This is a genomic window from Ignavibacteriota bacterium, assembly GCA_016713565.1.
Taxonomy (GTDB): domain Bacteria; phylum Bacteroidota; class Ignavibacteria; order Ignavibacteriales; family Melioribacteraceae.
The window spans coordinates 1,003,414-1,024,648 of sequence record JADJOX010000007.1; the positions used below are offsets into that span (position 1 = coordinate 1,003,414).

General features: G+C 32.0%; 16 protein-coding genes. 12 read left to right on the forward strand and 4 right to left on the reverse strand.

Annotated elements, in window-relative coordinates; translation table 11 throughout:
- Positions 1–36 precede the first annotated feature (36 nt).
- Entirely contained in the window at positions 37–756 is a 720-nt protein-coding gene (locus IPK06_11785) for a DNA-binding protein (protein MBK7980649.1), read from the reverse strand.
- Between the two features lie 195 nt (positions 757–951).
- On the opposite strand from IPK06_11785, the gene IPK06_11790 reads away from it, so the two are divergent.
- On the forward strand, positions 952–1,335 hold the full coding sequence (locus IPK06_11790) for a hypothetical protein (protein ID MBK7980650.1): 384 nt from the start codon (positions 952–954) through the stop codon (positions 1,333–1,335).
- Positions 1,336–1,554: 219 nt separating this feature from the next.
- On the opposite strand, the gene IPK06_11795 is transcribed toward IPK06_11790, so the two are convergent.
- Positions 1,555–2,328 carry an SDR family oxidoreductase gene (locus IPK06_11795; protein ID MBK7980651.1) on the reverse strand — a complete coding sequence of 258 codons (774 nt, stop codon included), beginning with the start codon at positions 2,326–2,328 and terminating at the stop codon, positions 1,555–1,557.
- Between the two features lie 144 nt (positions 2,329–2,472).
- On the opposite strand from IPK06_11795, the gene bglX reads away from it, so the two are divergent.
- The 11 genes from bglX to IPK06_11850 all read left to right on the forward strand — a co-directional run bounded on the left by bglX (position 2,473) and on the right by IPK06_11850 (position 17,756).
- Complete coding sequence (gene bglX, locus IPK06_11800) at positions 2,473–4,746, forward strand: beta-glucosidase BglX (protein ID MBK7980652.1); 2,274 nt, start codon at positions 2,473–2,475, stop codon at positions 4,744–4,746.
- A gap of 444 nt (positions 4,747–5,190) precedes the next feature.
- Entirely contained in the window at positions 5,191–5,379 is a 189-nt protein-coding gene (locus IPK06_11805; protein ID MBK7980653.1) for a hypothetical protein, read from the forward strand.
- Between the two features lie 550 nt (positions 5,380–5,929).
- Complete coding sequence (locus IPK06_11810) at positions 5,930–7,273, forward strand: tail fiber domain-containing protein (GenBank protein MBK7980654.1); 1,344 nt, start codon at positions 5,930–5,932, stop codon at positions 7,271–7,273.
- 340 nt (positions 7,274–7,613) lie between these two features.
- Positions 7,614–9,218 (forward strand): tail fiber domain-containing protein, encoded by a 1,605-nt coding sequence (locus IPK06_11815; protein ID MBK7980655.1) that lies wholly within the window; start codon positions 7,614–7,616, stop codon positions 9,216–9,218.
- Between the two features lie 291 nt (positions 9,219–9,509).
- Entirely contained in the window at positions 9,510–10,409 is a 900-nt protein-coding gene (locus tag IPK06_11820) for a hypothetical protein (GenBank protein MBK7980656.1), read from the forward strand.
- Between the two features lie 304 nt (positions 10,410–10,713).
- Positions 10,714–11,151, forward strand: a complete 438-nt coding sequence (locus IPK06_11825) for a hypothetical protein (GenBank protein MBK7980657.1) — start codon at positions 10,714–10,716, stop codon at positions 11,149–11,151.
- Positions 11,152–11,806: 655 nt separating this feature from the next.
- Positions 11,807–12,274, forward strand: coding sequence for a T9SS type A sorting domain-containing protein (locus IPK06_11830; protein ID MBK7980658.1), 468 nt, complete (start codon positions 11,807–11,809; stop codon positions 12,272–12,274).
- Positions 12,275–12,293: 19 nt separating this feature from the next.
- Positions 12,294–12,464: a hypothetical protein gene (locus IPK06_11835; GenBank protein MBK7980659.1), complete on the forward strand. Its 171-nt coding sequence runs from the start codon at positions 12,294–12,296 to the stop codon at positions 12,462–12,464.
- Between the two features lie 149 nt (positions 12,465–12,613).
- The gene (locus tag IPK06_11840) at positions 12,614–15,427 is read left to right on the forward strand and encodes a hypothetical protein (GenBank protein ID MBK7980660.1); all 2,814 of its coding nucleotides are present in this window, start codon (positions 12,614–12,616) and stop codon (positions 15,425–15,427) included.
- Positions 15,428–16,093: 666 nt separating this feature from the next.
- Positions 16,094–17,155, forward strand: coding sequence for a PorV/PorQ family protein (locus IPK06_11845; GenBank protein MBK7980661.1), 1,062 nt, complete (start codon positions 16,094–16,096; stop codon positions 17,153–17,155).
- A 46-nt stretch (positions 17,156–17,201) separates the two neighbouring features.
- Positions 17,202–17,756 carry a hypothetical protein gene (locus IPK06_11850; protein MBK7980662.1) on the forward strand — a complete coding sequence of 185 codons (555 nt, stop codon included), beginning with the start codon at positions 17,202–17,204 and terminating at the stop codon, positions 17,754–17,756.
- 54 nt (positions 17,757–17,810) lie between these two features.
- Here IPK06_11850 and IPK06_11855 read toward each other — a convergent pair whose 3' ends face one another.
- Together IPK06_11855 and IPK06_11860 are read right to left on the reverse strand one after the other, a co-directional pair.
- On the reverse strand, positions 17,811–18,407 hold the full coding sequence (locus IPK06_11855; GenBank protein ID MBK7980663.1) for a TetR/AcrR family transcriptional regulator: 597 nt from the start codon (positions 18,405–18,407) through the stop codon (positions 17,811–17,813).
- A gap of 213 nt (positions 18,408–18,620) precedes the next feature.
- Positions 18,621–21,227, reverse strand: coding sequence for a valine--tRNA ligase (locus IPK06_11860; GenBank protein ID MBK7980664.1), 2,607 nt, complete (start codon positions 21,225–21,227; stop codon positions 18,621–18,623).
- Positions 21,228–21,235 lie beyond the last annotated feature (8 nt).

The window sequence follows — 21,235 nt, forward strand, 5'->3', positions numbered from 1 at the left end:
TTGGTTTTCCAAATCTCTACAAGTTAAAACTAAAAATTAACTTCCTTTTTCAACAACAACAGAAGCATCTTCAATTATCATATCATAAAAATAACCGGCGCCGAAATCTTTATCTAATGCTAAAAATCCTTCAACAGTTATTGTGTTTCCAACATTCGCTTCTTGGTTAGATGTAACGGTTATATCTACTGTTTCGCCAAGCTTTGTTCCATCTTGAATATGTATCCAATTTCTACCCATTATTCCGCCGTTGTATTTTGTTACAACACCTCTAATTTTAACTTTTTTACCGGAAAGGGCTTTTTTCTCTTTAGCAATTTGTTCAACTGTTTTTCCGTCTGATAGATGACTAACAGAAACATTAGTAACTTCTACTTTTGGTTTGGTATGATCTCCTGAAACTGCCATTTCTGCCGGAGGCATAGTTTCTTTTTCCGAAGTTAATGTTTTGGAAATATCATTTACAAATAAAATACTGGCAAAAGTTCTATTAAGAGATTTGCTTTCAAAATTTTTCATTTCCATTGCGTCTGTAAAATAATATGTATCACCGTTTTCAACTGGCATTTGTCTAACTGCAATCCATAATTCCTTACCGTTTTCTTCACCTTTTAAGAATGTATAGCCACCGCCATTCAAATGTTCGGCAACGGTAATTTTTTGCGTGCCTGCAGGAAGATTTTCATTGCTTTCCTTTTTTTCGCCGCATGAATATATGAAAATTAATAAAATCGATAATTTGAATAATAACTTCATTTTTTCCCTTTCAATAATTATAATATTTTAGAGGTAAATTTATAAAATTATTCCATCACTCGGTTATTTAAATAAATATCATTTTAGAGAAATATTTTTGCCACAATTTGATTGAATATTAAAAAAAAATTGCTTTATATTTGTTAAAAGAGATAAATAATCTTGTTAATAACTTACTTTAATTAGGGAGAAAAAATGCAACAAATAAAAATTCTTTTTACCGCCGTACTATTCATATTTTTAGCTTCATCTGTTTTCGCGCAATCGGAGAATACAGCTTCTAAAAGTAAAGCAGCATGCTCAACTTCAGCAACAAGTTCGTGCAACACAAAAGAAACTAGTCCTACAGGAGTTTCAACAATTTCTAACAATACACAGCAATACAGCAAAGCAGTAGATATTCCGGCACCCGCAAAAAGCGAAGCAGGCTGTTGTGGTTCTGAAAATAAAGCTGAATGCTCAAAAATGTCTGAAGCAAAAAAAGAAAGCTGCAATTCATCTGTAACTAAAACTGCTTCAGTGGAAACCCATAAAGATCATAGTAAAGATTGCAAATGCGCGGATTGTGCAAAATCATAAATTATTTTTAATAAATTATTCCGGAAGATTTTACAATTTTCCGGAATTTAATTTTTCATTTTTATTTCTCAATTATAAATTTTTCTAAAATAAGTTTTATATTTAGATCATTTCCATAACACAACAACGATAGATTCTTTTGCTTTTTATCTTTTTTCTTTCACGTTTTCAATTCTAAACGTCTTACGTTTCACATCTTTCGTTTACTATTCCCCTTGCTCATTCAGTTCTATGAAAAACAATTGCGCTTGCCTGTTGAGTCGGCATCATAATAATTTCAGCAATGTTTGCGTGCGGCGGTCTTGTTGCACAAAATAAAACAGCTTCGGCAACGTCTTCCGCCACTAATGGAATAATTCCTTTATACATATTTTTTGCTTTTTCTTTGTCGCCAAAAAAACGGACATTACTAAAGTTAGTTTCAACAGCTCCGGGATCAACTGTACTGACTCTAATATTTTTATCAACAACATCCATTCTAAGAGCTTTAGTGATTCCATTTACCGCATGTTTTGTTGCGCAATAAACATGACCTTTGGGATATGCTTCATGTCCGGCTGTTGAACCGATATTAATTACGTGACCTTTTTCTCTTTCTACCATTCCCGGAACAACCGCACGTGTTACATAAAGTAATCCTTTTACGTTTGTATCTATCATGTTATCCCAATTTTCAACATCATCTTCATAAATTTTAGCCATACCTTGTGCTAATCCCGCGTTGTTTATTAGTATGTCAATTTTCTTCCATTCTTCCGGTAAAGAATTTATCATCCATTCTACTTCCTTTTTATTTTTAACATCAAGTCTTTGCGCAAAAACCTCAACTTTGAATTTTTTTCTTATTTCTTCAGCAATGTTTTCAATAATGTTTGCTCTTCTGGCTGAAATAATTAATTTTGCTCCTTCCTTTGCAAAAGCTTCGGCGCAAGCTTTCCCAATTCCTGATGAAGCCCCTGTAATGTAAACGATTTTGTCTTTTAATTTTTTCATGAAAAACCCTAAAATAAATGAACAAATTTCTTATCATTATAATAATCAATTATTACAAAAATGATAAGAATATTTTTTTGCCGCTTCATATTCGTAACATTTTACTTCAAAATCAGATTTAATCCAATGGTATAAATATTGACCATAATAAATAAGTTTAATAATGGAGAAAGGAAATTGAAGAAAATTTTTTCAATTGTTATCATTTTAATTTCAACAACTATAGTTTTTAGTCAAACTTATAAAAACCCAAAAGCTAATATTGAAGACAGAATCAATGATTTATTAAACCGTATGACTTTGGATGAAAAAATAGGGCAAATGCAGCAAAATACTTTTTGGAATGTTACCGACGAAGTACTTGAAGACGTAAAAAAAGGAAATGCCGGCTCTTTTTTAAATACCGGCGGAATTGAAGAAAAAACCAAATTGCAAAAAGCCGCATTGGAATCCAGATTAGGAATACCGTTGATTTTCGGCAGAGATGTTATTCATGGATATAAAACTATGCTGCCTATTCCATTAGGACAAGCCGCTTCATGGAATCCGGAGCTTGTAGAAAAGGGAGCGAAAATGGCAGCTCGTGAAGCAGCCGAAGATTTCGTTCATTGGACTTTCGCACCAATGCTTGATATTTCGCGCGATCCACGCTGGGGAAGAATTGCAGAATCATGCGGCGAAGATCCTTATTTAACTAGTAAAATAGGTATCGCAATGGTAAATGGTTTTCAAGGGAAAGACATAAGTGATCCAAACTCAATTGCCGCTTGCGCTAAACATTATGTCGGTTACGGCGCCGCTGAAGGCGGAAAAGATTATAATACTACTTTAATTCCCGAAGGAGAACTTCGCAATATTTATCTTAAACCTTTTCAAGCAGTAGTAAATAATGGAATCGCGACTGTAATGAGCGCGTTTAATGATCTTAACGGTGTGCCAACTTCTGGTAATAGTTTTACGTTGAAAAAAGTTTTAAGAGACGAATGGAAATTCGACGGATTTGTTGTTAGTGATTGGGGTTCAATTGATGAATTAATTCCTCATGGTTACGCAAAAGACGGCTATGAAGCCGCGTTAAAAGCCGCAAGCGCGGGCGTAAATATGGAAATGGTTTCGAAAAATTATGTTACAAATTTAAAGGATATTGTTGAATCAGGTAAAATAAGCGAAATGTGGATTGATGAATTAGTAAAAGGAATTTTAAGAATTAAATTTAAAATGGGACTTTTTGAACAGCCTTTCCGTAAAATTACAAAAGATTTAACAACATTAAGCGAGCAGAATAAGGAAATTGCCAAACAAATAACTTTAGAAAGTATTGTACTTCTTCAAAATGAAAATAATTTTTTACCTTTAGATAAAAGTAAAATCAAAAAACTTGCTATTGTTGGTCCTTTAGCAGACGCGCCTTGGGATCAATTAGGATGCTGGACAGTTGACGGTAAACCCGAAAATACAATTACACCACTTACGGCTATAAAAAATGAATATGGAAATTCCATTGAAATAAATTATTGCAAAGGATTAGAAACAACGCGCAGTAATTCGAACGAACTTTTTAATAAATCCATAGAAACTGTAAATAAATCTGATGCCGCCATTTTATTCCTTGGAGAAGACCAATTACTTTCGGGCGAAACTCATTCAAGAGCTTTTATAACCTTACCCGGCATTCAAGAGCAATTAATAAAAGAATTGGCAAAAACCGGCAAACCTTTGGTTTTAGTAATTATGGCTGGAAGAAGTTTAACATTCGGTGATCTTACAGGCGACGTAAAATCCATACTTTATGCTTGGCATCCCGGAACAATGGGCGGACCGGCTTTGGCAGATATAATTTTCGGTAAAGTTTCACCTTCAGGAAAATTACCGGTTACAATGCCAAGAACAGTTGGACAAATTCCGCTTTATTACAATCATAAAAATACCGGAAGACCGCCGGCTCCAAACCAATTGGGAAGAGTATTGGGAACTCCTGAAAATCCCGAAGGATATGCAAGTTATTATTTGGATGTTGATTTCACACCGGCTTATTATTTTGGTTATGGGTTAAGCTATGCCGAATTTGATTATTCCGATTTAAAACTTTCATCAGATAAAATAGACATGAACGATAAATTGGAAATATCCGTTAATGTAAAAAATACCGGCGATGTTGAAGCAAAAGAAACAGTGCAGCTTTATATCCATGATCTTTTCGGCAGTATAACCAGACCGGTAAAAGAACTAAAAGGTTTTGAAAAAATATCTTTAAAACCGGGTGAAGTTAAAAATGTTAAATTCACAATTACCGCGGAAGATTTAAAATTCTATGATATCAATATGAACTATACCGCTGAAGCCGGAGATTTTGATTTATTTGTCGGTAGCTCAGCGAATAATAATGATCTGCTGAAAGCCAAATTCACATTGAATTAATCTATACCAATTCTGCCTTCTATACCTCCAAAGTAATATTACAATTTTTGATATTTTGGAGGTTTTTAATTTTAAAACTCTACTCATTCACTTTGCCGCCGCTTTGATACTATATTCAAAGACCGCAAGTCAATTCTTTTTTTTTGCTTTTTAATATATACGTTTAAAATTTCATTAGTTAAAATCTTTTAGTCAGCCACTCTCACTTAAAAACATAACTGTTTAGGTAGTGATCCAATACCTACTGCAAGTAATCAAGTAAGATTAATATTACAGTAACTAGTATTGAAGGATATGCGCGTTTGTCAAATATATCAGATGGTTGATTTATGTATAATACTAAAGAAAATATTTTTGGAATTGATTTTAATTTGGGACTCAGACCTCTCAGCTATAGTATGGATTTAAAAGCTGCTTCAGAAAAAATAGGTGAAAACAAATTAATTGAAATTTAAAATAGAAATAGAACTGGCGGTTTGGCCTCCGCTTCTTCTGAAACCGAAAAATGAACAGAGTATGTACAGATTGCGCAATAGTGAGTTTGTTGTTCCGTTGGTTAAAGCTGTTCAAGAACAACAAAATATTATTGAAAAATTAACTAAACTTATTGAAGATTTGGAAAGCAGAAAATAAAAAAGTTAACATTATTTCAGATATTTCAATAGAAAATTTTGATAAAATAAATATTATCAAAACTGCGAAATAAAAAAAAACAATTTTGTTAAAATGGATGAAGTCAAACGAAATCCTGGATTCTAAAAAATAATTTTCAGATACAACGATAACTTTTCTTGAAATGGAAATAGCGCAGGAAATTTAGATGCTGAAAGTATCATTTCATCACGACTAAAAATGTAATTTGTCATTTATGTTATTTTGACGAAAATTATATAAAATTTTATTAGTAATATAAAATTTTTGGGTTTGGTAAATTATTTTTTTATTGTATTTCCTAAAAAAAAGATAGGTTCATTTTTTTAAAAATGTAAATGTAATTACTTAAATAATAATAAATATCATTTCAACAATTATTCTTAAATGTAAAAAATTAATTATTGAACTATTCTTTAAAACTTTTCGTTTTTTATTTCTTTCTACCCTTTTGTGTAGTTGTTTTCTTTAGGTATAATGACTTAATTTCTTAAGAAGACAATTTGGCTTATTTAAATTATACGGAGTAAAAATGATAACAAAAATAAAATTCCAAAATCATACGGTAAAAATTAAAACCTTAAAACTTAATTTGAAACTAATCATATTTTTATTTGGCGGCTTTACAATTTTTATAAATTCAAATTCATTCGCACAAGTTGAATCTGTTTCTCAATCTAAAACTGATGATAAAATAATAAGTCATCCAAATTCCACAGAAGCAGTTGGAAATCAAATAAATTTTAAAAATGAAACAGGAAATTCTATAATTACAATTACAGACGAAGGAAGCAACAAAGGATCTTTAACTTTACCGCAAATGACTTCTTCACCAACTTCTACATCAAACAAACTATATAATTTAAATGGTTCTCTATACTTCAGCGGTTCTTCGCTCAGCAGTACTTCGTCAATAGACGGACTTTCAGATGGAATTAGTACTTCCGGAAGCAACAGCGTTTATCTTGGATTAAATTCCGGAATAAACGATGATAGTCGAATTGGATCTGAAACCGAGATTTCTTATAACACGGCTGTAGGTGTAAGTGCTTTAAGAAAAAATGGTCAATCTGCTTCACCGTTTGGAGTTAAAAATACAGCTGTAGGATTTGAAGCATTAAGATATTTAGATAATAATGCCGCAGATGAAAATACGGCTGTTGGCTATCAATCGCATTTAAATAATGAAAGTGGATATCAAAATTCTGCCTATGGCGCACAAGCAATGTTAAATTATGTTGGCGGCTATGGAAATATAGGTATTGGTTACCAAGCCTTAAAAGGCGGATCTGGAGCAAATGGTCAATATAATGTTGCAGTTGGCTACAACGCATTAAATGATAATGTAACTGGAAATAAAAATGTTGCTATTGGTTACAAAGCAGGCGAAACGCATACGGGAAGCAATGAACTTTTTATTCAAAATAATAATAACGGAGTTGCAACTCCACCACTTATTTGGGGAAGATTTGCACCGGGAACAATAAGAGTTCAAATAAATGCAGAAGATGTAATAACAACTGATATGTTTTATGTTAATGGTTCGGCTGGCGGAACCTCAAATTGGAGCAGTTCGAGTGATATAAGATTAAAAAAGAACATTGTTACAATTCAAAATGCTCTTGAAAAAGTAAAAAATCTGCGGGGTGTTAATTTTGAATGGAAAGATCCTCAAAATCACAAATCCGGATTACAAATGGGATTTATTGCCCAAGAAGCTAATAAAGTTATTCCAGAAGTAGTTGATGACGTTTCGGAATATATGTCAATTGAGTATGGTTCAATAACTGCCTTATTAGTTGAGGCAATTAAAGATCAGCAAAAAATGATTGAAGAACTTAAAAAAGAAATTGATGTACAAAAAAGCAGAAAGTGAAGAAATAATATTTTGTCAATTATAAATATTAAAATTAGTATAACAGAATTTTAGGTCTTGATAAAATTTTCATTTTATTATTTTATCTTTCTCACTTAATATTAGGTTTTTCTTGTTCATTGACATATTAAAATAGATATTAAATCGTATTATATAAGTTTTTGTTATTTGTGATTTAGCATATTGAAATTATAATATTAAATTTATATTTTTTTCTCCGAGAGTTTTTCTCCACCTTGTGAAACTTATTTTTTTTCTATTCCTCTTTCCTCCAAGGCGTTTCTGTTTTTTGTTTGAAATTTATTTTTTATTTCAAATATATATTAAATAGGAGTGCGCCATGTTTGCTTACATTAGAAGTATTATTTTTATTTTTATTTTATTAAGCACTATAATAGTTGCCCAAAGTGAAAAAAGTATTAAACATAAAACTGATGATAAGGAAAAAATCAATTCAAACAATAGTTCTAATTCAAAAGAAGCTATTGGAGAAACAATTTCATTTAAAAATGAAACTGGTAATTCAATTTTAACAATCACTGATGAAGGCAATAATGCTGCATCATTAACTATTCCTTCTGTTGGAATTCCGTTTTCAATGACTTCGACTCAAAATAAATTATATAATGTTGGAGGCATATTAAATTTTAATGGTATTGCACTGGGCTCAATTGGAGCGACTTCGATAGATGATTTAAGTGATGCAAAATTTGATGGAAATAATCTATTTTTAGGTTTGGATGCCGGAAATAATAATACTGGAGTTAATAATACCGCTGTTGGTTTTGAAGCGCTCTTAAACAATACATCTGGAATGGATAATACGGCAATTGGTTATCAAGCTCTTAAAGAAAATGTATATGCAAGTCACAATGTAGCAGTGGGTGCCCATACTCTAAGCTCTAATATTTCAGGAGAAGAAATGATAGCAATCGGAAATTACGCCCTTACATATAATACAACTGGTAACAACAACATTTCTCTAGGAGACAATTCGTTAATGAAAAATACAACTGGAAGTAGTAATGTTGCAATTGGTTCTAGTGCAATGAGGGAAAATATTTCAGGGCGTGATAATACCGCAGTGGGTTTGTTTGGTCTTTTTGCAAATACAATTGGAGAAAGAAATTGCGCGTTTGGTTATAAAGCACTGGATAGAAATTCAACTGGAAATAATAATGTAGCAACCGGATCCGATGCACTTTATTATAATAATGATGGCAATAATAATACTTCAAGCGGATTTGAATCACTTTACAATAATACAATAGGAGATGGCAATACTGGTATGGGTTATCATTCACTTTATTTTAATGTAACTGGAAATTATAACACAGCATTTGGTTACAATTCAGGAACATCATCATCAACAACAAATTTAGAAAATACAACTTGTTTAGGTTATAACGCTAAATCATTTTCAGATAATACAGTAAGAATTGGCAATATCTCGGTTACAAGTATTGGCGGTTATGTTGAATGGTCAAATTTATCAGATGGAAGATTTAAGAGAAATATTCAAGAAAATATTTCCGGGTTAGATTTTATTATGGGACTTAGACCCGTTAGCTATAATATGGATTATAACGCTGTTTCGGAAAAACTTGGAGAAAACAAACGTATTGAAAATAAAGATATTAAAGGAACAGACGGTTTAGCTTCCACACCAATTGAAGCCGAACTTGCGGCAGAAAGATACATGAAAGAAGTAAGAGATAAAAAATCAGCGGTAAGGGAAGTTGGTTTTATTGCTCAAGAAGTAGAAGAATTAGTAAACAAACTTGGTATAGATTTCAATGCAGTAGAAAGACCGGAAAATGAACAAAGTATGTACAGATTAAAGTATTCAGAATTTGTGGTTCCATTAGTTAAAGCTGTTCAAGAACAGCAAGCTATTATTCAAAATTTAACAAAAAGAATTGAAGAATTGGAAAGCAGAAAATAAAAAGAACTAAGAATTCTGAATGAAGTAGAGATAATTGATTCTGGCAATTTCATATTTAAGATAAAAATGTTGGAAATTTCCCGATTGAGAGTTTGGGGTTTGCAAAAATCTTGAACATTTAGAAAGCTCCGAGGTTTGAGAACCTCTTCTATTACTAAACCTCAGAGGTTTGATCTTTTATCGTTTCACTTTTATTTTTTTTACTACCCTTATAGGTAGTTGTATTATTGACAATTATTTGGTTAACTTTTAAAGAAGATAAATAGACTTATTTAAACTCGTGAGGTAATTATGAAAACTATTTACACAATTATTTTATTTCTATTGGTAACAATTTTATTACAAGCGCAAATAGATTTAGAAATAAACAACAACATGCTTGTGGAAACCTCAGGGGGAATTTACTTAGAAGTTTCAGGAGATGTTATTGAAAATGGAACCGGTTATTTAAAAGGAGTTGTTTCTTCAGGCGCAAGAACAGGCGAAACTGAATTTGCCGGTTTAACTTTAGGAAACGGTTTTACCGGAACAATTAAAAGAACTACCGGAACAGCCCTTTCAAATGCTTCGCCAAAAACTTTTTTAAGAAGTTATAATTTTAATAATACCGGATCAGCTTTAAATACAAACGTACAATCGGAATTTATTTCTTCAGGAACAAATGATGAGGAAAATGCAATTACAACTGCATTTATTTATAAAAAAGTCGGCACAAATTGGACCGGACACAATAATACATCCACAACACCAAATACAATTGTAAGCGCCGCGAATGTTAGTATTCCGGCAGGAAGTTCTGATATTACAATTGCCGAAGGTATTGGAGTTGCCGCAAAAATTTATTTGCAGGGTCCTTATTCAGTTTCAAACAATAATATGTCCAATTCTATTCACGGTTCGCTGCCTGCTGTTTCACCTTATTCCGAAGATCCCAGAACAGCGCAAAGTATTCCTGCAAACGCGGTAGATTGGGTATTGGTCAATTTAAGAAATCCGTCTTCGCCATTTGCCGTGATTGCTTCAAGATCAGTATTTGTAAATAGCGACGGATATATTATTGATGATTTTGGTAATCTTCATACCGGCATTCCGGCTTCAGTTGCGGGAAGTTATAATATTTCCGTAAAACACAGAAATCATTTACAGATTATGACTAATTCCGCACAAAATCTTAACTGGGAAAGTAATTAAAATAAATTCTTATAAAATGGAAGGATGTTTATAACTACATTTATTTAAAGGAAAGGATTAAATTTTTAATATAATTTAAAACTAAAAGTATGATTTAAAGCACAATTTTCTCTAAAGTGGTTTTTTATATTGATACATCTTATCCTAATAAATGTTAACCAATTATTCTTAATTTTTGCATTTGAATTTGAGCTGGATAGTATCAAAAAATTACATGATTTCGCCTACTTAATAATTATAAGTGACAGGAATCACCAAGGTAAAATTTTAATAAACTATATTTGAAATATCTTTTGAGGAGGATATGAAAAACATAATTTTACAATTTGTCTTATTTATTATTTCAGTATGTGTGATAAACGCGCAAACTGATAAAATAACAAAAATCAATTCAAATAAAATTGAAAACGCCGCTGAACGGACCCAAACTTCCGCAGGTAAAGTAAACGGATCAAATTCAACTCAAGCTACAAATACCGTACTATATGATTTTACAACCGGATCTGATAAATATTACGGCGGTGCTGCTGCCGCTGTTGAAGTTGAACCGGGTGTTTGGGCTATGATTGCCGGGGATGCAAATGGAGATGGTGGAATTTATGCCCAAGATTATTCAAATTATAAAACTAATCAAGGAAATGAAGGATATTATAATGCTGACTTTAATATGGATGGCGGTGTTTATGCTCAAGACTATACACTTTATAAAGCCAATCAAGGTAAAGAAACATTAGTTCCATAAAATTGATATTTTAATACAAAGGAAAATATATATGAAAAGATTATACTTGTTTTTTTAATAATTGGATTAAGTAATATTTTTGGTGCCGTTGATATAAGATTGACTCAAATTAGCAACACAGGAGGCACTCTCATATTTGATGTAAAGCTATGTCAAATGCAGGAGATGTTACAATCAATTCTTTCCAGGATGCTATTCAATTGAATGCAGCATTTTTAGCACAAAATCTGTAGCATCGTTTTCCAATCAATTATTTCCCTCTCCAAATTATAATACAACTCAGGATTTAAGATTATCAGACGGAAGATTAAGATTTGTATATACTTATGATTCTGGTTCTAAAGGCCAAATTAGTGGTTCTTCTTGGACAAAAGTTTTAAGAATTACTATTACTTATACTCAATCTGCATCATCTGGATCTATTGGTTGGTATTCAGGAATTCCTGATTATTATGTTACAAATACCAGCGATCAAGAAATAACTGGGAGTGAAGGTTCTACTTTATCAGATGTTCCTCTTCCCGTTGAACTTTCATCTTTCAACGTAAATGCTGTTGAAGGTACAAAAGCTCAATTAAATTGGGAAACAGCTACTGAAGTAAATAATTACGGTTTCGATATTGAACGATCTCTTAAAACCGAAACTGTTAAAGATATGCCGGAAACAGAATCAAAATGGGAAAAAGTAGGTTTTGTTAAAGGCAACGGAAACAGCAACTCCACAAAAGTTTATTCATTTACTGATAAAAACTTGGTAGGCGGCAGCAAATTCTTATACAGATTAAAACAAATTGATATTGACGGAAAATTTGAATATTCGGAAGAAGTTGAAATTGAAGTTTTGCCTACTAAATATGAATTAATGCAAAATTATCCAAATCCATTTAACCCAAATACAAATATTAAATTCTCTTTGCCTGAAGACGCGAAAGTAAGCATCAATGTTTACAATGTTTTGGGTGAAAAAGTAGCTTCTGTATTAAATGGAGAATTAAAAGCCGGATTCCATGAAGTAAATTTCGGTGCTGATTCTTTTGGTTATCAATTATCCAGCGGTGTTTACTTATACACAATCGAATCAAAGAATTTCACTCAAGTGAAAAAAATGATTCTTATGAAATAATAATTAGAGGACTATTAAAATGGAATTTACAAATATGTACTCGGAAAATTACTTAAAAGAAGATTTTGTTGCAGAAACTGATGAATACATAAATGTTTTAAAATTACAAAAAAAGAAAGATTTGTATTTAAAAATTGGGATGGCATCAGTTTATGTTTTACTTATAATAGTTTCCGTTATTGTAGTATAAAAAGAAAATCATTAAGACCTGCATTAGTGCAGGTTTTTTTTATTATTAAATAAGACAAGATGGATTATTAATTATTTTGAATATTTCGTATTCCAACTTTTCTACTTATAACTTTATAAATCTCACATCAAAAACTATTTTGAGGTTTCATGAAAACTTTTTACAATTTACGAATGTGTTTTTTTAATGGAATTTTTTTATTTTCCACGATAATTATTGCACAACCGGTTTTTCCTCCACCACCTCAATCAACTTTTGTTAGTCAACAAATATTAATTGAGCCGAGTTCACCTTCTGAAAAAATATCGCGCTGGGATAATGTTCCTGAAGCATTAAGAAATAAAAATTCTTTTAAAAGATTAGAGTGGTTTTACAGAACAAGAGAAAATGAAGCCGGAATATTTCCAAAAGAAGAAATTGAAATTCAGAAAAAGTTGGAAATGACGAAAATTAATGGAATTATACAAAAAGGAAATAAATTACAATTAACTTCGGATCAATGGACTAGTATTGGTCCAAAAGCAATAGATATGTCTTCAAGTTTTATTCCACATTGGGGAAAAGTTAGCGGTAGAGTTAAAGGTGTGGCTGTTCATCCAACTAATCCGAATATTGTTTATATTGGAGCTGCAGCAGGAGGGATTTGGAAAACAGAAAATGGTGGAAATAATTGGTCAGATATGAGCGGTGATTTGAATCTTCTTACGTTTGGCGCAATTGCAATTGATCCAAATAATCCTAATACAGTTTATGCAGGAACAGGTGAAGCTATGGCTGGACTTAATAATGTTACTTTTGAAGGAGATGGGTTATATAAATCCACCGATGGAGGGATCAGCTGGACAAAAATCACTAATGGATTTGGTGTACAAACTCAATTTTCTGATATTGTTGTAAGTCCGCATAATTCAAATATTATCTTAGCCTCAATTGGATCGGGAAATTGGAATAACTCAGCTCCAACAAACGAAGGTGTTTGGAGAAGCAGCGATGCAGGAATTACATGGACAAGAGTGGTAAATCTTGGTGATGCTTTTGATGTTGCATTTCACCCAACGGATGTAAATAAGGCATATGCAGGAATTGGCGGGAAAAATGCTAGCGGTGGATTTTTAGTCTCAAATGATGCAGGAATTAATTGGACTCAAAGCAATACAGGTTTACCAGCCCCAAACACAATTACTAGAATACAGTTTTCAGTCTCACCCTCATTATCTTCAACAATTTATGCTTTATTATATAACAATGTTGCGTTTTCAAGCGGACATAATACGGTTGTATTTAAATCAACAGATTCCGGTTTAAATTGGAGTCAAATTTCCTCTGGAGTACTGATCTCCGGAACTTATAACGGATCAACAATTAGTGATCAAGGGAGTTATGACTTATGTTTGGATGTAAACCCAACTAATGTAGATAACGTGTTTTTTGGAAATGTTGAATTAAGCAAAACTATAGACGGAGCAACAATATCATTTGTTAGAAAAACTCCCTCAACATTTGCAAATCCTGGTGCTTGGGATGCTCCAATTCATGTTGATATTCATAAAATTGCTTTTGCTCCTTCAAATCCTAATATAATTTATATTGGTTGTGATGGCGGTATCTATAAATCAATTGATGGTGGACTTAATTTTACTGATATTAATAATAACTTAAATACAGTTCAATTTTATAATATTGCCTCAGATCCAAATAATGAAAATATACTTTATGGCGGTGCTCAAGATAATGGAAATTTCAGCACTTCAAACAAAGGGGCAACTGATTGGGAATTTGAAACAAGCGGTGATGGAATGCATTGCTTTGTTGATTACAACAATTCAAATAACATTTTTATGAGTACACAAGTTGGCAATCTTTTAAAAAGCTCAGATGGTGGAATTAATTGGGTACAAGCTGATAATTATTATAATAGTGCAGCATGGAATGCACCGTATTGGCAACACCCTACAACCTCTACTACTATTTATGCCGCTATAAATGGTAGACTTCGAAGATCAACAGCTTCTGGTGCTTTAACAACATGGTCATTTCTTTCAGGACTAATAAGTGGATATCATATTTCATCTGTAGCTCAATCACCTATAACACCAGATAATTTAATTGCTATTTCAAGTTATTATAAATCTGATCCTCCAATACATAAATCAATAGATGGCGGTTTTAGTTGGACAGATATTACCTCAAATTTATTAGCTTCATTTACACACAAAAGTATAAATAAGGTGGTTGCAAGTCCAACAGATGCTAACACATTTTATTTATGTAGAGTTTCTTATAATGATGGACAAGTTTTAAAAACAACAGACTTTGGAGCTACTTGGATAGATATTAGTGGAAATCTACCAAAAATATCTCATAATGATCTTTTTGTTGATCCGCTAAATACAAACCATTTGTATGTTGCAAATGATTTTGGTGTTTATTGGACAAATAATGGCGGAAATGATTGGCACAAATTAAGTAATGGGATGCCATTTGTTCCGGTATTAGATTTCGACTTTTATGAAAATGGTTCAAAAAGGTTATTAAGGGCTGCATCTCATGGAAGAGGTATTTTTGAAATGCAAATTGATTCACCCTTAGAAAAAGTCTATGTCGATTTGAGAGTTTTTCTAGAAGGAGCATATGATAATCAAAATATGAATTCTAATATTACCATTCCCTCGGCACAGCCTTTTAATACAGCGCCTTGGAACTATTCTGAAACAATTACGGCTAATATTGGAAATGATATTGTTGATTGGGTTTTAGTTGAATTAAGAACCGGGGCTTCACCGGCAACCGCAACAACAATAATTAAACAAAAAGCTGGTTTACTAAAAAACGACGGAACAATTGTTGATGCCGATGGATTTACAAATTTAAATTTTGATGTTGCCGCTGGTGATTATTACATTGTTATTTATCATAGAAACCATTTACCAATAATGTCACCAACGACTATAACTATAGAATAGAAATGCATTTTATCATTTTTAGAAATAAATTGTAATTTTATTAAAATGTATTAAAGCTCTGTTAACTCAGGGCTTTTTTGTTTTAATAAAATGATTTTTATAGTTTATAAAAATCATACATCATGATTTAAATAAAGAAAACTAAATTAATTGTTTACAACACAAAAACGAATTGATAAAATAAGTACGACTTATATCACCGATTAATATTTTTTTTATAAAAATAAAGTAATGGACTATATAGCAATTGGTTAATTAAATAATTTAAAATAATATCCCTTCGATAAAATGAAATTTGAAGCTGAATTAAAAATGTTAATCTTAAGTGACAAAGAATTTGCAGATTTAGTTTTCACAATAAGAAATTTAAGGTGCAAAATATTTTTTAATAGCTATTTATATTTTTCAAATAGTATTTTCACTTTTTGTAATATAGCAATTCAAAATCTTTCCGAAATTATCAATCGAAATAAATCAGAAAAATAGTTTATACTTACCCTCTTTAATTTGCTTTTATAGGCAATAGATTAAATTTTTTCTATCTTTAATAGTGCAGTGTAAAAAAGATATTTTAAGTTCATGTTTTAATAATTGACCTTGATTTTAACTTATAATTTCTTTTTTTTGATTTAATTATTTCGATAATTTTTGTAAAAAGAAAGGATTATGCAGAAATTTAAATACTTCAGCTTTTTCTTGATATTATTTGTTTTTAACAATTTATTTTCTCAAACGGAAATAGGTAAATATTCCGGGGAATTCCTTTCCTTAGGAGTTGGCGGAAGAGCATTGGGAATGGGCGGCGCAAGCGTTGCCGTTGCAAATGATATTACAGCCGGTTACTGGAATCCTGCCGGTTTGGCACATATGAATTATCCTCAGATTTCATTGATGCATGAAGAACATTTCGGAAGTTTAGTAAATTATAATTATGCCGCGGTTGCAATTCCTTACGGTAAAGATATGAGTTTCGGACTAAGCGCAATTCGTTTAAGCATAGATGGAATATACGACACGAGAAAAGCCGGAGTTGATAAAGTAACCGGAGAAATTATTGATTTCAATGACCCAAATTGGCAGCTTCTTCATCCGAATTGGGGATTGGACAGAACTAAAATTACCGAATTCAGTAATACTGATTGGGCTTTCTTTTTAACTTTCGCAAAACGCTATTCCAATAAATTGTATTGGGGAGCCAACGTAAAATTCATCCGAAGAGATATAGCGGAATATTCAGCAACTGGAATTGGTTTTGACATTGGCGCTGTTTATATGCCTTATCAGGATTTTTCAATCGGCGCAAATTTAATGGACGCAACTACTACTTTACTTGCCTGGGATACGGGAAGAAATGAATTGATTTCTCCGACTTTAAAAATAGGTACTGCATATAAATTTTATATTCTTGGCGGCGCTGTTACGCCGGCATTGGATTTTGATTTGAGATTCGAAAATCGTCAAACAGCGTCAACTTTTAATATCGGTCCGGTTAGTTTTGATCCGCGCATAGGCATGGAATATAACTTTAAAGATATTATTGCTCTAAGAGGCGGATATAATGACGTAAAACAATTTACAATCGGAGCCGGAGTAAAACTTCCAAAGTTAAATATTGATTATACCTATGCTACCTTTAACGAAACAAAGTCAAACAGTTTGCCCGAAACTCACAGAATTTCATTAATCTTAACTATTGAGGAACCGAAGTTTCTTAGAAAATCCGAATAATTAATGAATCATTAATTTTCTTTAGACTTAAATCAATTTCTTGCTCATGAAAAAATATTTTCTTTTATTATTACTGATTATTATTTCCGCATGCTCAAGCTCGGAAGAAACACTAAAAGTTGAAATTCCATCGGATCTTGATACGTATTCGGTAAATTCACATTCAAGAAAATTCTCTGTAAACATTCCCGAGAACTGGAAGAATATTTCAGATAACGTAGAAACAATTTTTGATATTTGGCTGATAAGTTCTGATGATAAAACCGTGATTGGATTTATTCCTCTTAACATTGATAATACTATTGATGAAGATGACAAACTTAAATTACTATCCAAATTTGAATTGGAAGCTCTTAAATCAAAAAATGCCGACATAAATACCGAAGATATTTTTACTTTGATTGATATAGACGGAATAACAGCTTCTCCTTTAACTTATGAAATTGACGGAAAGAAATTTAATTTGATAGTTTTTGGTAAGGATAATGTTTATTACAAATCCCTTGCTTATTTTGGCAACGGCTATAAACCGACCGATGATGAAATGGAAGATTTGATTGACTTGCAGGAATTGGTGATTTCTTCAGCAAAATTTAGATAATTATCTAATTTATTTTTAATTACTTTTCAATTTTTGATTTAAATTTGGCAGATTTTACTTTTTCACCGCTTCCCAAATAAAATCAGAATGTAATTCCAACTCCTTTTTAAAACTGTAGAATTGATTTTCAGTACTTATTTTTTTCAATTCTATTAAAAATAACGGACTTAAAAACTGATTGCTTAAAAGCTCCAAATCAATATTTTTGATAAATTTGTGGTTTATCATTTCTTTAAAAATAAATATGCATAATTTTCTGAAATCATTAAGATAATTGTCAATTGTATAGAAATTTATTTCCGATTTTATGCTATTAAGGTTGATCAATATTTTAATGAACATTCGTTCGCGTTCTGAATTCCAAAATTCCAAAATATTTTGTGATAAAAGAAAAAGAAATTTCTGCGGTTTGGAAATATAATTGATTAAAGTATCCGTTAGAATAATTGCCCCAAAATTTCTGCTGCTGAAATTATTTACAATAGCGGAAAGGATTTCTTCTTTTGACTTGAAATGATTGTAAATCGCGCTTTCTCTAATATTTACAGCTTTCGCGATTTCTCTTATTGACGCGCCGTGATAACTTTTTTCAGAGAAAAGTTTAAGTGAAGCGGATAAAATTTGATCTTTTGTATTAACTGGCTGTTCCATACAAACTCCTAGTTGTGAACGCTCGTTAATATAAATAAATTTGATTAAATGTGGAATATTTTTCTTTATCTATATTTTAGATAAGTGTTAATTGAATAAAATATAGAGTAATTAAAAGTTAATTTACTAGATTACATTTAATCTTGAATAGGTAGAATGTTTTTTCTTACATAAAAGGAAGCAAACTTAAAGAAAGATGCCTCCTTATAAAATTTAAGACAAATCGGAAAGTAAAGTTTTTAATTTGCTTAATGAATTTTCCCAATCGCTCTTCTTGGCAAATTCTTTTTCAACAACATCTTTTGGCGCGTTATTTACAAATTTTTCGTTAGAAAGCTTTTTTGTAACTCCGGTCAACGCACCTTCCAATCTTTGAATTTCTTTTAGAAGTCTATCTTTCTCAACATTCAAATCAATAATTCCTTCCAAAGGAATATAAATTTCACAGTTATTAATGATTGAAGAAGCGCTTGCGTTTGGTTTTGTTAAATCCCCGCCAAATTTTAATTCATCAACTTTGCCCAAGGACTTTATGTAAATAATCTGATCTTCTTCTAAATTTACAGTTTTAATGTACGCCGAAATTTTCTTGGATGGAGCAATGTTCATTTCGCCGCGGATATTTCTTATACTTGTAATAATATTCTGTGTAAACTCCATTTTAGCTTCTGCTTTTTCTGAAATTTGCGACAAATTAAATTTGGGGAATTCAATTATTGAAATGCTTTCACCGACTTTTCTATCGGCAATCAAATTCCAAATTTCTTCAGAAATATAAGGCATGAACGGGTGAATCATTTTAAGCATTTCTTCAAATAATTTAATTGCTCTTGTTAAAGCAGCTGATTTTATTTCTTCATTTTGTGAATAAAGTTTGTTCTTTATTAGCTCAACGTACCAATCGCAGAAATCATTCCATACATATCCGTAAAGTATTTTAGATGCCGAATTTATTTCAAATTTTTCGAGTGCCGATTCATAATTTTTCAAAGCATTTTGAAATTTTGATTCAATCCATTCGTCAACAAAATCAACATGTTTATTTAAAAGACTTTCATCCAATTTTATCTGTTGTGAATTCATCAAAAGAAATCTTCCCGCATTCCAAATTTTATTAGCAAAATTTCTTCCAATCTCAACTTTGTCGGTGCTGAATAAAACATCTTGACCAAGAGGAGCAATATAATTTATTGTGAAGCGTAAAGCATCGGCTCCGTATTCCGCTATAACATCAAGCGGATCTGGTGAATTGCCGAGCGATTTGCTCATCTTTCTTCCTTGTGAATCTCTAATAATACTAGTAAAGTAAACATCGCGGAATGGAATCTCATTCATAAATTTCATTCCTGCCATTATCATTCTGGCAACCCAAAAGAAAATTATATCGGGACCAGTAACCAACAAATCGGTAGGATAATAATATTTTTGCTCTGATTCGGTTGTAAAAACGTCCTGCGCCCAAAGCCAGCTGGAGGCCCAAGTATCAAGTACATCTTCATCCTGTTTCCAATTTTCCGTATCATTCGGAGGATTAACGTCGCAGTAAATTTCTTTTGTCGTTTTATTATACCAAACAGGTATTCTATGTCCCCACCACAATTGCCGTGAAATGCACCAATCCCTAATATTTTCCATCCAATGTTCATATGTCTTAACCCAATGATTAGGATGAAATTTAACTTTTTCATCTTTCACAACATTCAGTGCCGATTCCGCAAAAGCGTCCATTTTCAAAAACCATTGCTCGCTTAAATACGGTTCAATTGGAACTCCGCCTCTTTCGGAATAACCAACATTATTTGTGTAGTCTTCAACTTTTTCCAATAAACCGAGTTTTTCTATTTCCGCCGCAACCAATTTTCTTACGGCAAATCTGTCTTTATTTCTAAATTCAACGGGCACATTTTCATTTGTAGTTGCATCTTCATTCAAAATATTTATCATTTCAAGATTGTGCCTCATTGCCATTCCATAGTCATTTACATCGTGCGCTGGCGTAACTTTCACCGCGCCGGTACCGAATTCCATATCAACATATTCATCTGCAAAAATTGGTATTTCCCTGCCTACTATCGGTAATTTTACTTTTTTCCCGATTAAATGTTTAAAACGTTCATCATTGGGATTTACTGCTACTCCTGTATCACCGAGCATTGTTTCGGGTCGCGTTGTCGCGACTATTAAAAATTCACTAGAATCTACAATAGGATATTTGAAATACCAGAGATTTCCATTGCTGCTTTTATAAATTACTTCTTCATCGGAAATTGCGGATTTTGATGCGGGGCACCAGTTAACCATTCTGTAACCGCGATAGATCAATCCTTCTCTGTAAAGTTTAACAAATGCTTCAATCACTTTTTTGTAATAATGATCGTCCATTGTAAAGCGTTCACGCGACCAATCGCAGCTCACTCCAAGTTTTCTGAGCTGTTTTGTAATTATTCCGCCGTATTTATCTTTCCATTCATAACAGTGTTTTAAAAATTCATCGCGTCCTATCTTTTCTTTTTCAATTCCCTGATCTTTTAGATACTTTACAACCTTTGTTTCGGTAGCTATTGATGCATGATCCGTTCCCGGAACCCAAAGTGAGTTAAATCCTTTCATTCTTTTATAGCGAATGTAAACATCTTGAATTGTATTGTTCAAAATGTGACCCATCGTTAACATTCCGGTTATATTGGGCGGCGGAATTACAATTGTGTATGGAGTTTTATTTTCGTCAATGTGTGAAGAAAACAGCGAATTTTCTTCCCAGTATTTGTACCATTTATCTTCTACTTCGCTTGGATTATAAGTCTTTTGAAATTCTCTCATGTATTTCT

What these genes read in the sequence shown, in the direction of transcription:
- IPK06_11785 (MBK7980649.1), bottom strand. Translation starts at nt 756, where the DNA reads ATGAAGTTATTATTCAAATTATCGATTTTATTAATTTTCATATATTCA.
- IPK06_11790 (MBK7980650.1), top strand. Translation starts at nt 952, where the DNA reads ATGCAACAAATAAAAATTCTTTTTACCGCCGTACTATTCATATTTTTA.
- IPK06_11795 (MBK7980651.1), bottom strand. Translation starts at nt 2,328, where the DNA reads ATGAAAAAATTAAAAGACAAAATCGTTTACATTACAGGGGCTTCATCA.
- IPK06_11810 (MBK7980654.1), top strand. Translation starts at nt 5,930, where the DNA reads ATGATAACAAAAATAAAATTCCAAAATCATACGGTAAAAATTAAAACC.
- IPK06_11815 (MBK7980655.1), top strand. Translation starts at nt 7,614, where the DNA reads ATGTTTGCTTACATTAGAAGTATTATTTTTATTTTTATTTTATTAAGC.
- IPK06_11820 (MBK7980656.1), top strand. Translation starts at nt 9,510, where the DNA reads ATGAAAACTATTTACACAATTATTTTATTTCTATTGGTAACAATTTTA.
- IPK06_11825 (MBK7980657.1), top strand. Translation starts at nt 10,714, where the DNA reads ATGAAAAACATAATTTTACAATTTGTCTTATTTATTATTTCAGTATGT.
- IPK06_11830 (MBK7980658.1), top strand. Translation starts at nt 11,807, where the DNA reads ATGCCGGAAACAGAATCAAAATGGGAAAAAGTAGGTTTTGTTAAAGGC.
- IPK06_11835 (MBK7980659.1), top strand. Translation starts at nt 12,294, where the DNA reads ATGGAATTTACAAATATGTACTCGGAAAATTACTTAAAAGAAGATTTT.
- IPK06_11840 (MBK7980660.1), top strand. Translation starts at nt 12,614, where the DNA reads ATGAAAACTTTTTACAATTTACGAATGTGTTTTTTTAATGGAATTTTT.
- IPK06_11845 (MBK7980661.1), top strand. Translation starts at nt 16,094, where the DNA reads ATGCAGAAATTTAAATACTTCAGCTTTTTCTTGATATTATTTGTTTTT.
- IPK06_11850 (MBK7980662.1), top strand. Translation starts at nt 17,202, where the DNA reads ATGAAAAAATATTTTCTTTTATTATTACTGATTATTATTTCCGCATGC.
- IPK06_11855 (MBK7980663.1), bottom strand. Translation starts at nt 18,407, where the DNA reads ATGGAACAGCCAGTTAATACAAAAGATCAAATTTTATCCGCTTCACTT.
- IPK06_11860 (MBK7980664.1), bottom strand. Translation starts at nt 21,227, where the DNA reads ATGAGAGAATTTCAAAAGACTTATAATCCAAGCGAAGTAGAAGATAAA.